Genomic DNA, 13,391 nt, shown 5'->3' on the forward strand with positions numbered 1-13,391 from the left:
AAAAGGGGATGGCCGAAGTGCAGCCATCTCCTTTTTGAATGAAAAAATTCTGATGTAACTTAGAGCCGGTAAAAGGCGCGAAGACCGATGAATGAGATGCTTGTTTCTGAGCTACACGAGAATTACGTGATACAGAACAAATTTTTAACTAAAAGCCCCGAAAACGGTTACGTTCATTTAAATAAATAATAAAAATTAATAAGGAAATAAACAAGATTGGGGCAGTAATAAAGATGGAGACTAAATCCATAAGTCCGAGAATATTAAAAAAGAAGGCAATTAGAATAAATAAAAGCATAAGTGAAACTTGTACTTTTTTCACAGTGAAACTCCCCTACATATGTAATTGATTTTAAGCGAGAATTTGGGTACTAAGAGTATCTTTAATGGGAGTGGAATTCTCCCGTTTACTAAAACATATTCGTTAAAATGAAAATATATACTTAGTTTTTGACAATATTGTGAAATGAGACACAATCTTATTGTTGAATAGGCGAATGCGTGTTATATTTATATCGTGAAGTTAATCACAAGCAAACATACCCCTTGTTTGACCGTGAAAAATTTCTCCCATCCCCTTTGTTCGTTTTATATAGGAAAAGACCGTGTAAACATTAAGTTTACACGGTCTTTTCCTTTAAATAATCTTTCTTTATTTTGAAACATACCGCCAAAAAACACCGTATTTTGCTGGGAGTTTCTCAACTAATTGCTTAAGTTTTAATTTTTTCATTTCCTTTTCCACTTCTTGAATCGACATGCTGTAAACGACAGCAATTTCCTTTGATGCGACTAGCTTGAAATATTTCAGGAAATCCTCAATTGGCGGTGGATACGATTTTTCTGGCGAACATGGAAGCATTTCAAGCAATATTTGTTCATATACTTGATAAGGGTATACTCCCGTGATCTTAATACCTTCCTCTTCAATATTTTCGTTAAAGAAAACAAGGGTGGGAATTTCTTGTACTTCCATTTCTGAGGTGATTTTTAAATCACATTGAAAAGCTTTTGCTGCACTGTCTGAATGAATATCGGAAATAAATTCCTCCACATCTAAACCTGCTTCCTCGGCGCATTCCTCCAGTACATCAAGCTCAGAAATATTTTGTTTCTCTAAAAAAAGACACTCCTGCACTTTTCTTAAGAAACGAATTCCAGCTCTTCTTCCTTGTAGCTCAGCTGCCTTAATGGCAACCGAGACGATATGGGGAGAGGAGATTGGATTCTCAAACCATAATGAACCATCGCAAGACATTCCTGTTCTTGTGGCAGTTTTTTCCCAAAGCTCTGCAATGTTTTCATAATGCTGTTTTTTATTTAAGTTGAGCATGGCAAGGCGACCGCTTAAGACATGCTTTATTGAAAAATAACGTCCGTACTCAATTTGTAATTTTTTTAGAATGGGTTCAAGAGCCCAGCATTCAGGACATAATGGGTCAATGAACATATAGATTTCAATTGGTTTCTTTTCGGCGCCATGACAATGATGAGAATTGGATGATGTAAAAGTTTTTTCGTTCACAAGTCTTCACCTTTCATGTCTTCCTTTTCAGGGCTGTTAATCATATGCTGTGCAGTTAACACAAGTCTAGAGAAAAACGCTTCACGAATCATACCATCAAGTCCGACTTCGTCCATGGCTTCTTTCATACAAGCTAACCAAGCCTTTGCTCTTGATTCCGTAATTTGAAATGGCATATGCCTTGCTCGCAGCATAGGATGCCCATGCTCCTCTGTATATATAGGTGGCCCACCTAAAAATTGTGTCATAAATTGTTTTTGTTTTCGTGCTGTTTCAGAAAGATCAGCAGGAAAAATGGGTGCCAATTCTGGATGCTGCTCCACTCTGCGATAAAATGCATCAATGAGTTGAGCTAATTTTTCTTCTCCAATTGCTTCGAACGGTGTAGGCATATGTTCCATATTGAAAAACTCCTTTTAATTTTGGCTTAAACGCCTGATAATATAGAATGAAGACGACTTCCGAAAACAGCAATCAATGCCATGGAATGCCAAAATTAATTTTGTATAATTCTACTTTCCTAGTTGCAGTTTGTTAAGAGCAAATGTTCAATAACATAAGGCAATGAGAAAAGATAGGTGTCAATTGCACTATTCATTTTACAAGCTTACTTTATTTTATCAATGAGTTTGTCATATCTCAAACAATTGGCTTAAAGCGATAATGGAAAGAGAAAGAAATCGTTTAAGGATTTATGATAAATCAAGGTTCAAAAAAATAGCCTTGAAATCAAGGCTGGTAAGTTTGTAGAAAAAGGTAGCGTGAGTAGCGATAAAATTGTTGATTTTACGCTTAATGCCAAAGCCAAAGCCAAAGATCCTGCGGAGGCCGGTTGGCAGAAAGAGGAAGGAAAGCGATTCTTTCAAATTTTCGGTTGAATCACTAAAGTATTCAGCAAAGCATGCCTTTTGATTGTAACAGCAATCCCCTGGGAGTAAGCACCTTCTGCTCCAGTTGTGGAAATCGTAAGCATTTCTTATTGATTTCTTGTCCATTTTTTTCAAATAAACAACTTCGTTGATAACGCGATTTTTGGCTCATTTCGTGTGAAGCTCTAGCTTTATACGAAATGAGCCAAAATCATCACGGCAGATAAACAAAGCCTAAATAAAAAAGGCTGCATTTGCATGCAGCCTAAAACTACGAGTGATAACAGGTGGTCGTTATTTTATGCTAAAAATTGACTTGTGATTCTCTTTACGTAGTTTTGCGTTTCTTTAAATGGGGGAATGCCGCCGTACTTATCAACATTTCCAGGACCGGCATTATAAGCTGCTAATGCGAGCTCAATATTGTTATTGTATTTATCAAGCATTTGCCGTAAATATTTGCTGCCGCCCAGGATATTTTCCCTCGGATCAAAAATGTTTGAAACGCCAAGTTGTTTTGCTGTTCCTGGCATTAATTGCATTAGACCGGACGCACCGGCTGAACTCACTGCATTGGCATTAAAGTTAGATTCCTGTTTAATAACTGATTTAATTAATTCAACTGGAAGATTATATTTGTTGGCGGCCTCTTCAATCAGCTCATCATAGTTTGTTTTTTCAGATGTTGATTGCACAAGCTTCGTGAGCTGAATTGGCGGAAGTGAAGCTGTCATTGGCAATGGTATAAAAGAGTTTTCATTATTGTTAGTAGATTCATCATTCAATAACTTTTCTTGGCTATTTGCAAAAAAATCATTCATCATTTCTTGGAAAATTGAATTTCCAGAAGAGGATGGCGAATTATTAAAGTTTTGCAGTGCTTGAAGCTGAAGCATAATCTTTAACTGTTCCACGTTCATCATAATCATTCACCTCAAGGATTTCCGTTGTAATCGATATACTTTGCTTGGTAAAAGCGGCGAATCTTATTATCAGTAGGTCTTTGAGGAATTTCTAGCTGCTTCAGTAGTTTTTCAAAGTTTTCCTTGCCCAATTGATAATCATCTACTTCATATTCTAACTCATAATCGCTTTGATTTAAATAGGTACTATAATCTAAAACAATGATACCGTTCTGAAATTTCGTCTCCGCTCTCTTAGTGGTGAGTGTGCCAAAAAGTGTTAATTGTTCGAGAGGGATATTTAAAGAACGTAATCTTTCCTGCACTGGACCGGCAATGACATAATGTCTATCCAAAATTTCCTCCGCTTCCTTTACATTGAGGGCTTGATTGGTTTCCAGCAAACCTTCTGAATGGGGTTCTTTTAACGTTAACTCGTATTTGTCATTTTTAAAGCGAACTCTAAGTGCGCAGCCTTTTTCTTTTAATAAAAATTGCTGAGTATCAAAATAATGGTTATCTTGGCTTGTAAACATGGATTCGTCTATGTGAAAGAAGTTTCTTAAACGGATAAATTCTGTTTCTGTTAAAAGATTTTTAAATTCAATTTCTATATTTTGTGACATTAACTTCACCTTTCTAATCGGGGTTATGTTAAGAATACCACTTTTCCTCGTTGCTTTGGAACTGATCGATTATGTGATAAATGTTCGTTTGTGATAGAATATGATTGTATAGGAGTTGAAAATATGAGAGAAAAAATGAATGTGGTCAGTGCAACCATTACAAAAGAAAAAGAGCTTCATTTAATTGTTGAAAAAGAAATTAAGATTGCGGATTTCAAGCCTTTAGGTCAAATGCTCGTCGATTCCGATGATGTTTCCTTCATCTATTTGCTTGAAAAAAATGAGCAATATACATATTTAGTGATGAAAGAAGAGCTATGGAATTTATTAAAAGATAGTTTGGCAGAGGGATTGCCGGTCTTTTTGAAAAATGATGCCGGTCAATGTGAGCTGCCATCTTTTGTTGATGAATTGGAATATCTTATTGAAAATATTAAAGGGAATGGCAATTATGGTGAAACAATGGTCACGAAGGTAGAAGCGCTTTTTTAAGTTTCTATTCTTCCATCCGTCAATTAGAGAAAGGAGTGACCAATCCATCACTCCGGAGAAAGAAAATATCGGATGAGGTGAGACGTACAGTGAAGCATTGGGATCAGTTTTTAGCACCTTATAAGCAAGCGGTTGACGAATTAAAAATTAAATTAAAGGGTATGCGGGGACAATTCGACTTAAATTCAAATCATTCACCAATTGAATTTGTAACAGGAAGAGTAAAGCCCATTGCCAGTATTCTTGATAAGGCGAACCAGAAGGGAATCCCATTAGATAAATTGGATACGGAAATGCAGGATATAGCCGGGTTAAGAATGATGTGTCAGTTTGTTGATGATATTGAGTTGGTTGTTGAACTGCTGCGGAAACGAAATGATTTTGAAATTGTAGAGGAGCGAAATTATATTTCTCATAAAAAAGCAAGCGGTTATCGTTCTTATCATGTTGTCATTCGTTATCCAGTTCAAATGATTTCAGGCGAAAAGAAGATTCTTGTTGAAATTCAAATTAGAACACTAGCCATGAATTTTTGGGCGACAATCGAACATTCTTTAAATTATAAGTATAAAGGTCAATTTCCAGATGACATTCTTCTCCGGTTACAAAGAGCAGCTGAGGCTGCTTTTCGATTGGATGAAGAAATGTCCCTAATTCGTGGAGAAATTCAGGAAGCACAAGCTTTCTTTACTAGAAAGAAAGAACTGAAGCAGGATGGGAAACGATGAAAGCAATTGAACAAAATAATTGACGAAAGCTTGTTGTGAACGCTCTTAAGAATAAGCCTACAGAAAGAGGAGCCAGTAATTATGAACTTTGCCATTACCTCAAAAGGGGATTCAAAATCAAATACATTGATGCACAAAATGAGATCCTATTTACTTGATTTCAAGCTTGTTTATGACGAGGATAATCCTGACATCGTTATTTCTGTCGGTGGGGATGGGACTTTGCTATATGCCTTTCATCGCTATAAAAGTCGTTTGCATAAGACCGCATTTGTTGGAGTTCATACCGGCCATCTAGGATTTTATGCCGATTGGCTTCCAGATGAAATCGAAAAACTGGTCATTGCCATTGCGAAAACACCATTTCAAGTGGTGGAATATCCTTTGCTTGAAGTAATTATTCGATATTCGCATGGTGGGAAAGAAAATCGTTATTTAGCATTGAATGAATCGACAGTAAAAAGTGTCGATGCAACGTTAGTGATGGATGTAGAAATACGAGGACAGCATTTTGAACGTTTTCGCGGAGATGGTCTTTGCTTGTCCACTCCATCGGGAAGTACTGCCTACAATAAAGCGTTGGGAGGCGCGATTTTACACCCATCAATTCAAGCCATACAGCTTGCGGAAATGGCTTCGATTAATAATCGGGTTTTTCGTACTGTCGGGTCTCCACTTGTTTTGCCTGCTCACCATACATGCATGTTAAAGCCTGTTAACGGAGCGGATTTTCAGATAACAGTGGATCATTTAACATTGCTCCATAAAGATGTAAAATCGATTCAATTCCGAGTTGCCGACGAGAAAATTCGCTTTGCGAGATTCAGACCGTTTCCGTTTTGGAAAAGAGTGCGCGACTCATTTATTTCAGAATAAGGAAATGCTATTGCTGGATATAGCGTTTGCCTGATGGGATAGGAGTAATGACAGTGTCTAGGTTTCAACTTCAATGGGAAATTGACATCGATAACCAAGGAAAACTTGTAAGAGATTTTTTAAAAGAACAATCTATATCCAAATCAGCCTTAACAGATATTAAATTTGCAGGCGGTCGCATTTGTGTAAACAATCATGAGGTAACCGTCCGCAGACCGCTGCAAACCGGTGATCTTTTAGTGGTTGAGTTTCCTCTTGAAAATCGAAGCGATTCTCTTAAGGGGGAAGAACTTCTGTTGGATATTCTCTATGAAGATGACTATGTTCTTATTTTAAACAAAGAAGCAGGAATAGCTACTATTCCTTCAAGAGAGCATCCATCAGGAAGCCTTGCAAACGGAATTATCGGCTATTACGAAAAAAAGAATCATGACGCAACGGTTCATATTGTGACGAGACTAGATCGGGATACATCCGGTCTTGTTTTGGTGGCGAAGCATCGCCATATCCATCATTTATTAAGTACGCAGCAAAGGCAAGGGCTCATCAAAAGAACATATGAGGCCTTAGCAGCAGGTGTATTTTTGCATAAAAAGGGAACGATTGAAGAGCCAATCGGGCGAAAAAAAGGGAGCATTATTGCGAGAACAGTACAGAAAGAAGGGCAGTATGCTTGCACCCATTATGAGGTCCTACAGCAGATGGAGGGTTTTGCCCATGTAAGGCTGATGTTAGAAACAGGTCGAACTCATCAAATTAGAGTTCATCTATCTCATATTGGTCATCCATTGCTTGGCGATGACCTTTACGGTGGCCCTGTTGCAGCCATAACCCGACAGGCCTTGCATTGCCGAAGTCTTGCTTTTATCCATCCAATAACTCAAAAATCTTTACTCTTTCAAACTTCACTTCCGAAAGATATGCAGGGGCTAGTTTAGCTGAATTCCTTAAATTTTTCCGCAATAAACGGCATTGAGGAAGAAACAGAAACGAATGTCATCTCTGGATATCTTAGGGCGGTCAATTTTCCACCAAATACAGCTCCAGTATCAATATTGTACGTATTATTTATGACACGTGGCTTCGATACTGGAGTATGGCCATAAACGATTGCTGCATCACCTTGATAGAGCTTTGCCCAATCACGTCGAACTGGAGAGCCGTCTGGATATTTTTCACCAGTAATGTCCCCGTATAACACAAAAGTCTTCACTTTTGAATGCTGCTTGCCAATGTAATCGGCGCGAATTCCCGCATGTGCAATAACCAGCTTACCATTATCCAATACTTGATAAAGTGGATTTTCCTCATATAACTGCATAAACATTGCGCGAATTTTCTGTTGTTCTTTTTGCTCTAACGCTTTATATTCCGCAACGGTTGTTTCTAATCCATGTGTAACTTGAACTTTATTGCCCAGAAAATAGCGATAGAGTTTATTGCAATGGTTACCCGGAGTATAAAAGGCACTCTTCTCTTTCATGACAAGCTCCCACACAGCTTCAATCACTTTTAAAGATTGTGGGCCCCGATCTGTTAAATCTCCTACAAAAGCAAGCTTCCTTCCAGCCTGGTGAAGCGGAAATCCATTTGACCATTGATAACCAAGTTCCAGCGTTAAGTTTTTAAATTCTTGAAAACAGCCATGAATATCTCCAATAATATCAATCTGCATGTGCTGACTCCCTTTAATAAAATATCGATACTAATTAGTATAATCATAATTAATGTACACATGAATCATTTTACAAGCACATCATTTGTCTTTAAATAATGTGCTGCTCTTTCACTGAAATACCTGATTTTATTTTATACTGTCTAAATAGTTGCAACATAAGTCAGAGCTTTAGTACCATTTATACATGTATCAACTGAATGTTTGAACGTTCACAATAACTGGTGAAGTGGAGATGAAGAGGGCTCATATTTTATTCGTATTAGGGGGAGTGAAAATGGAAGAGCATGGTGCGTCCGTAGCATCATTAGTAATAGTAATTATCGTAGCATTTTTAACACCGTTGTTTTTGCACCGGTTAAGACTGGCATTTATACCGGTAGTTGTCGCCGAAATATTAATGGGGTTAGTAATTGGAAAAAGTGGATTTAATCTTGTTCAAGACGATATGTGGCTTGAAACACTATCCACCCTTGGTTTTATATTTTTAATGTTTTTAAGTGGGTTGGAGATTGATTTCTCAGCTTTTTCCAGGAAGAAGAAAAAAGAACGGCTTCCGAATGGAAAGGACGAGCCTAATGGTTTCTTTGTTGCTTCAGTTATTTTCCTAAGCATTTTTATAGTCTCATACGGGCTTTCTTATTTATTTGTTCTTGCCGGAATGATTGAAAATGCTTTTCTGATGACCTTGATCATTTCTACCATTTCCTTGGGAGTGGTCGTTCCTACTCTTAAGGAAGCGCGTTTGATGAAAACAGGAATAGGGCAGATTATTCTCTTAATCGCTGTAATTGCTGATTTAGTCACGATGGTTCTTCTAGCTGTCTTTGTTTCTTTATATGATGGCGGACAAGGGAACACATGGTTATTGCTTGTATTATTCGGTGCTGGCTTATTGTTATTCTTTGTGGGGAAAAGGTTTAAGAATAATAAACTGCTTGAAGGAATGTCCACTGGAACGATACAAATTGGGACAAGAGCTGTCTTCACTTTAATTATTTTGCTTGTTGCCATTTCAGAAACAGTTGGGGCTGAAAATATTTTAGGGGCTTTTTTGGCTGGGGTTTTAGTATCGCTTCTTTCTCCAAATCAGGAGTTAGTGCATAAGCTCGACTCATTCGGATATGGTTTTCTCATTCCTATTTTCTTCGTCATGGTTGGGGTTGACTTGGATATATGGCAGCTATTTGGCGATCCGAAAATGCTTATGCTGATCCCGCTTCTATTGCTTGCATTGCTAATTTCAAAATTGCTCCCAGTCGCCGTATTAAAAATATGGTATGACACAAAGACAGTTTTAGCTGCCGGCTTTTTATTGACATCGACATTGTCTCTTGTCATTGCTGCAGCAACGATAGGAGAAAGAATGGGTGTGATTACGTCAGAATTAAGCGGAACGTTGATATTGGTTGCTGTTATTTCATGTGTCATCACCCCGATTATCTTTAAAAATCTCCTTCCGAAAGAAACTGTTTCAGAGAAAAAGCTGAAAATAGCTTTTGTGGGAGCGAATCAATTGACACTTCCGATTTCAAGAGAATTAAAGTCGTCTTTATATGAGACTGTCATTTACCATACGAAACAGGAAAAATCAGACGCTCAAATAGCCAACTCATTGTTTGAGGTAAAGGGAATTACCGATTTCTCTATATCAGCATTAGAAAGTACAGAAGTCTTTTCTGCTGATATTGTTGTTGTTTCAACAGGGAGTGATGAAATCAATGCAACTCTTGCTATTGCAGTGAAAGAAAAAGGGATCGAACGGGTGATTGTCCGGATTGAAAGTCCTGATTTAGAAGAAGGGCTAAGAGAAAAAGGGGTTGAAGTATATTCAGTCTTTAACTCTTCAAAAGCACTGCTTCGAGCTTTAATTGAATCACCGAGGGTGATGAATATTTTAACAAATCAAGAAACATCCCTTTACGAGATCCGCTTACTAAATGATCAATTTGATGGCATGACTGTAAGAAGATTCCCGTTTACCGGCGACATCATTTTCGTGCGGATTTTCCGGGGCAAGGATTCGCTCGTTCCACATGGAGATACAGAATTGCAAGTGAATGACCGTTTAATTGTGACAGGAACAAAGGAATATGTTGACGAATTAAAACGAGAATTAGAATTTTGTCAATGATATTAAAATTGGTGCAGCAGTACTAGAAATTGTATTGCTGCTTTTCTTTTTCGAAGAAATCAGTTAGAATTAGTATCAGGTTCTAATAACTTGTATTAATGAAACAGGAGGTAACTAAAATGTCTCTTTCGTTAGAAGGAAAGAATATAGTAGTGATGGGTGTAGCAAATAAACGCAGTATTGCTTGGGGAATCGCTCGTTCATTGCACGCTGCTGGGGCGCGATTGATCTTTACATATGTAGGAGAAAGACTTGAGAAAAGTGTAAGAGAACTAGTTGCGACATTAGAGGGAAATCATTCTCTCATTTTACCTTGTGATGTCACTGTTGATGAAGATATTGCAAAATGTTTTGCAACAATTCATTCGGAGGTTGGGACGATCCATGGAATCGCGCATTGTATTGCTTTTGCCAATAAGGAAGAACTGCAGGGGGAATATATGAACACCACTCGTGATGGCTTCTTGTTAGCGCATAATGTCAGTTCCTATTCTTTAACTGCTGTTTCGAAAGCAGCAAGGGAATACATGACAGAAGGTGGAAGCATTGTTACTCTGACTTATTTAGGCGGAGAACGGGTTGTGCAAAATTACAATGTGATGGGTGTAGCAAAAGCATCCCTGGATGCAAGTGTAAAATATTTAGCGAATGATCTTGGACCACAAGGCATTCGGGTAAATTCGATTTCAGCAGGTCCTATCCGTACTCTTTCAGCAAAAGGAGTCAGTGATTTCAATTCAATTTTAAAAGAAATTGAAGAACGTTCTCCATTAAGAAGAACGACAACACCTGAAGAGGTTGGAGATGCGGCTTTATTCCTCTTTAGCAATTTGTCCCGTGGTATGACTGGAGAAAATCTTCATGTAGATTCAGGTTATCATATATTATAAAAAGTATTGAGCGCTCGCCAATTAGGGCGAATTCTGACTGTAAACAAACTCGATTTGTTTACAGTCTTTCTTTTTTGTCTTTGTTATATATCGATTGGCTTACTTTATCAACAATATTGTTTCATGCTGCTCCTATTTGACCGAAAACACGAGGGTGTGTCTAAAAAGCCATTTTATCATGATAAAGTATTCTCTTCTTGGAAACGAAATCGAAGCAACGGCATACATATAAGGTGAATCAATTGAATTTGGAGGTGTGATAAATTGAGCAAAAACCAGAAAAAGCGTGATCCCTTGCTTTTTATTCAGCGACAGGATAATAAACCTATAAAAGGAAAAATGCAGGAAACATTTTCTTTAAAGCAAGCTGAAAAGAATCAGCAATCGCTTCAAAGACAGAAAGATGAGATAAGAATGACGGAAGCAGGAGAAAAGAAAAGAAAAAATAAAGGGTATATTCTTGAAGAAGAGGAGCCTATTTTCGGAGCACCAGCAAGTAATGATGAAATAACACAATCTGCAAAGGAAGTACAAGAAGCGATCGAAGGTTACGAAGGTAAGGCAAAAGGGCATGAACATGGATTTTCTTTTAAAAGAGTGAAGCCCTTTAGGGAAATGAATATAGAAGAAAAGCTAGATTATCTTACTCATTTTCCACGCCAATTACCTCCGGTACCGTGTTTATTTCAAACAGAGGATAAAGTGCTTCGAGGTATATTGAAGGAGAAAAAGGAGCAGGAGGTGATTGTGAAGCTTTTTGATAAGACAGAAGTAACCATTCCTACGAAAGATTTAATAGAGGTTAGAATGATCGGTCTATAGTCCATTTTATGAAATGCGGAAGCAAGTCCAATTTACCATTTGTCTGACTGCTTTAATCAGAAGAAGTGTCTAGCCAATGTCTAGACACTTCTCCTAATAGGTCGGCAATTTCAACCCTAATTCACATGACTTCTTTTTATTAGTCTTCACAAATATTTAAGTCAACATCAGCAATACATTGGATAGCGCAGAAGCAGCTTAAGTCAACTGTTACACAATCATTAGTTGCTCTAAAGCCTTCTACTTGGCAAATTTTACTTAAGTCGATGCAGCAATCATGAGTTAAATCCACTGCTTCACCGTTATGAACCGGTTTAATGACACGTAACGTAGCACAGCAGTTATCAAAGATTTCTTCAACTCTGAAAAAAATGGATACACATGCACATTCATCGTGTCTGAAAAATGCATGAAATGGAGATCCATCAGCTGTTTTTAGTACGAATACGCGAGTATCTGCTCTTTGTCTTTTACCCGGTTTAATTAAAGAGCCAAGTGGTTCTTGGAAGCAGTTGCTTGGGCACTCACAAGTAGCATCCGCTGCATCTTGGATGTCTTTTATAGCACGGACAACTTCGCATACACAGTTGTCGTGTCTAACGTTTTTTTCGTCATCTTTTTTTCCACAACCCATTCGTTATTCCTCCTTATATTCTGAGAAGTAATATTACATTAATAACATATTGTAGTGGAGGTATTTGGGTAACGGACAATCGCCTTATTTCCTAAAAATGGGCGGGAAAATATATATTGAAGGATGAAGAATATGTTTATTTCTTGGATGGAATTAATTGTTATTTCATTGGCTAGCTTTCGCCTAACTCGTTTAATTGTTTTTGACAAAATTAGCGAATTTATCAGAAATCCCTTCTTTGAAGAAGAGATAGAGGTAAATGAAAACGGGAATGAGGAAGTTTATTTAGTCCCTAAAAAGGGGTTAATCAAAAATTTTATTGGTGAATTGTTAAGCTGTTATTGGTGTACGGGCATTTGGTCTGCCGCCGGATTATGTCTTTTTTATTTAAAATGGCCGCTTTTTGCTTTTCCTTTTCTTCTAATTTTGGCGGTTGCAGGGATTGCAGCAATTATTGAAACGATAATACAACGATTATTATGATAGCTACTTAACTTTTTAAGCTAATCTGGGTAATGCACATATACATGCTTTTTATAAATTGCATACATTATCATAATGATACTCACATATCATCCTTACTGGGCTCCAGGTCTTGTTGCTGAAATATAACAGATGGGAGAGAGAAGCATGAGATTACAAAGCACTAACGCTAACCATAAAGTAAAAAAACAACCGAAAATGACGAAGAAAAAAAAGGGTTGTGGCTGTGGAAAGAAAAAAATAAGATAATTCACAAGTCAAGACTCAGGGCTTCTGAAAAGCCACTAAAATAAAGGAAGTGAGAAAACGGTTCGTTTTTCTTTTGAATGGATACTCTGAGGGTGTTGTGAGCTTACGCTATCTTTTTCGAGCTTGATTATCCCTTATCGGGTTCCAGAAAGAGAAAATTTATGGAACGATTAATTGCCCTTGATGTGACTGAGCCACTTTCTGCTTCGATTTTGCGTCGAGCGTGGATAGTGGCTTTCTCTTCACATTCAAGGGCCTTTTTGCGTCGTTTTCATTTCCTCGAAGAAGGTATCAATGGGCTTGGCGATTTCCCTTTGCCTTCGTACATGGTACTTTCATTGAGCAATCCACATCTCAAAAAAAATCGTCCGGTCACCTTATATTTTATTTAAAAGGGCGATTTTTTTCCCCTTTTTATTCTAGTATTTGTTAATTTGTACTTAAAATGATCATCGTATTTTCTAAATATTGGAAGGGAACTAATAT

16 protein-coding genes are annotated in these 13,391 nt (G+C 37.5%); 9 read left to right on the plus strand and 7 right to left on the minus strand.

Annotated features, from left to right (window positions below; genetic code table 11):
• Positions 1 to 148 precede the first annotated feature (148 nt).
• The 5 genes from FCJ93_RS24720 to FCJ93_RS00245 all read right to left on the minus strand — a co-directional run bounded on the left by FCJ93_RS24720 (position 149) and on the right by FCJ93_RS00245 (position 3,922).
• Positions 149 to 322 (minus strand): hypothetical protein, encoded by a 174-nt coding sequence (locus FCJ93_RS24720; RefSeq protein ID WP_170211177.1) that lies wholly within the window; start codon positions 320 to 322, stop codon positions 149 to 151.
• Positions 323 to 652: 330 nt separating this feature from the next.
• Complete coding sequence (locus FCJ93_RS00230) at positions 653 to 1,525, minus strand: ClpXP adapter SpxH family protein (RefSeq protein WP_095310078.1); 873 nt, start codon at positions 1,523 to 1,525, stop codon at positions 653 to 655.
• Positions 1,522 to 1,926 (minus strand): globin domain-containing protein, encoded by a 405-nt coding sequence (locus FCJ93_RS00235; RefSeq protein WP_095310080.1) that lies wholly within the window; start codon positions 1,924 to 1,926, stop codon positions 1,522 to 1,524. Before FCJ93_RS00235 ends, FCJ93_RS00230 begins: the two co-directional genes overlap by 4 nt.
• 767 nt (positions 1,927 to 2,693) lie before the next feature.
• Positions 2,694 to 3,314, minus strand: coding sequence for a lytic transglycosylase domain-containing protein (locus FCJ93_RS00240; RefSeq protein ID WP_095310145.1), 621 nt, complete (start codon positions 3,312 to 3,314; stop codon positions 2,694 to 2,696).
• 14 nt (positions 3,315 to 3,328) lie between these two features.
• Positions 3,329 to 3,922: a CYTH domain-containing protein gene (locus FCJ93_RS00245; RefSeq protein ID WP_095310082.1), complete on the minus strand. Its 594-nt coding sequence runs from the start codon at positions 3,920 to 3,922 to the stop codon at positions 3,329 to 3,331.
• A 123-nt stretch (positions 3,923 to 4,045) separates the two neighbouring features.
• On the opposite strand from FCJ93_RS00245, the gene FCJ93_RS00250 reads away from it, so the two are divergent.
• From FCJ93_RS00250 to FCJ93_RS00265, 4 genes are all read left to right on the plus strand, one after another.
• Positions 4,046 to 4,414, plus strand: a complete 369-nt coding sequence (locus tag FCJ93_RS00250) for a UPF0738 family protein (protein WP_095310084.1) — start codon at positions 4,046 to 4,048, stop codon at positions 4,412 to 4,414.
• Positions 4,415 to 4,503: 89 nt separating this feature from the next.
• Positions 4,504 to 5,142, plus strand: coding sequence for a GTP pyrophosphokinase (locus FCJ93_RS00255; protein ID WP_095310086.1), 639 nt, complete (start codon positions 4,504 to 4,506; stop codon positions 5,140 to 5,142).
• Between the two features lie 81 nt (positions 5,143 to 5,223).
• Complete coding sequence (locus tag FCJ93_RS00260; protein WP_095310088.1) at positions 5,224 to 6,018, plus strand: NAD kinase; 795 nt, start codon at positions 5,224 to 5,226, stop codon at positions 6,016 to 6,018.
• 53 nt (positions 6,019 to 6,071) lie between these two features.
• Positions 6,072 to 6,956, plus strand: a complete 885-nt coding sequence (locus FCJ93_RS00265) for an RluA family pseudouridine synthase (protein ID WP_137742699.1) — start codon at positions 6,072 to 6,074, stop codon at positions 6,954 to 6,956.
• On the opposite strand, the gene prpE is transcribed toward FCJ93_RS00265, so the two are convergent.
• A complete protein-coding gene (prpE, locus tag FCJ93_RS00270; RefSeq protein ID WP_095310092.1) occupies positions 6,953 to 7,693 on the minus strand; it encodes a bis(5'-nucleosyl)-tetraphosphatase PrpE in 741 nt (246 codons plus the stop codon). The genes FCJ93_RS00265 and prpE overlap by 4 nt on opposite strands.
• Positions 7,694 to 7,970: 277 nt before the next feature.
• Here prpE and FCJ93_RS00275 point away from each other — a divergent pair, with 277 nt between their 5' ends.
• The 3 genes from FCJ93_RS00275 (at position 7,971) to FCJ93_RS00285 (ending at position 11,539) form a co-directional block, all read left to right on the plus strand.
• Complete coding sequence (locus FCJ93_RS00275) at positions 7,971 to 9,827, plus strand: monovalent cation:proton antiporter family protein (RefSeq protein ID WP_137742700.1); 1,857 nt, start codon at positions 7,971 to 7,973, stop codon at positions 9,825 to 9,827.
• A 119-nt stretch (positions 9,828 to 9,946) separates the two neighbouring features.
• On the plus strand, positions 9,947 to 10,717 hold the full coding sequence (gene fabI / locus FCJ93_RS00280; protein WP_095310096.1) for an enoyl-ACP reductase FabI: 771 nt from the start codon (positions 9,947 to 9,949) through the stop codon (positions 10,715 to 10,717).
• Positions 10,718 to 10,981: 264 nt separating this feature from the next.
• On the plus strand, positions 10,982 to 11,539 hold the full coding sequence (locus FCJ93_RS00285) for a CotO family spore coat protein (protein WP_170211178.1): 558 nt from the start codon (positions 10,982 to 10,984) through the stop codon (positions 11,537 to 11,539).
• Between the two features lie 139 nt (positions 11,540 to 11,678).
• Here the strand turns inward: FCJ93_RS00285 and FCJ93_RS00290 are convergent, their stop codons facing one another.
• Entirely contained in the window at positions 11,679 to 12,173 is a 495-nt protein-coding gene (locus FCJ93_RS00290; protein WP_095310101.1) for a CotY/CotZ family spore coat protein, read from the minus strand.
• 132 nt (positions 12,174 to 12,305) lie between these two features.
• On the opposite strand from FCJ93_RS00290, the gene FCJ93_RS00295 reads away from it, so the two are divergent.
• A complete protein-coding gene (locus FCJ93_RS00295) occupies positions 12,306 to 12,656 on the plus strand; it encodes a DUF1360 domain-containing protein (protein WP_095310103.1) in 351 nt (116 codons plus the stop codon).
• Between the two features lie 410 nt (positions 12,657 to 13,066).
• Entirely contained in the window at positions 13,067 to 13,297 is a 231-nt protein-coding gene (locus FCJ93_RS00300) for a hypothetical protein (protein ID WP_137742701.1), read from the plus strand.
• The last annotated feature ends 94 nt before the right edge of the window (positions 13,298 to 13,391 follow it).

The organism is Robertmurraya siralis, from assembly GCF_005502275.1.
In the GTDB taxonomy this organism is placed as follows: Bacteria; Bacillota; Bacilli; order Bacillales; family Cytobacillaceae; genus Robertmurraya; species Robertmurraya siralis.

Coding starts and splice junctions, on each gene's coding strand:
- FCJ93_RS00235 (WP_095310080.1), bottom strand. CDS start 1,926: ATGGAACATATGCCTACACCGTTCGAAGCAATTGGAGAAGAAAAATTA.
- FCJ93_RS00240 (WP_095310145.1), bottom strand. CDS start 3,314: ATGAACGTGGAACAGTTAAAGATTATGCTTCAGCTTCAAGCACTGCAA.
- FCJ93_RS00245 (WP_095310082.1), bottom strand. CDS start 3,922: ATGTCACAAAATATAGAAATTGAATTTAAAAATCTTTTAACAGAAACA.
- FCJ93_RS00250 (WP_095310084.1), top strand. CDS start 4,046: ATGAGAGAAAAAATGAATGTGGTCAGTGCAACCATTACAAAAGAAAAA.
- FCJ93_RS00260 (WP_095310088.1), top strand. CDS start 5,224: ATGAACTTTGCCATTACCTCAAAAGGGGATTCAAAATCAAATACATTG.
- prpE (WP_095310092.1), bottom strand. CDS start 7,693: ATGCAGATTGATATTATTGGAGATATTCATGGCTGTTTTCAAGAATTT.
- FCJ93_RS00275 (WP_137742700.1), top strand. CDS start 7,971: ATGGAAGAGCATGGTGCGTCCGTAGCATCATTAGTAATAGTAATTATC.
- fabI (WP_095310096.1), top strand. CDS start 9,947: ATGTCTCTTTCGTTAGAAGGAAAGAATATAGTAGTGATGGGTGTAGCA.
- FCJ93_RS00290 (WP_095310101.1), bottom strand. CDS start 12,173: ATGGGTTGTGGAAAAAAAGATGACGAAAAAAACGTTAGACACGACAAC.
- FCJ93_RS00295 (WP_095310103.1), top strand. CDS start 12,306: ATGTTTATTTCTTGGATGGAATTAATTGTTATTTCATTGGCTAGCTTT.
- FCJ93_RS00300 (WP_137742701.1), top strand. CDS start 13,067: ATGGAACGATTAATTGCCCTTGATGTGACTGAGCCACTTTCTGCTTCG.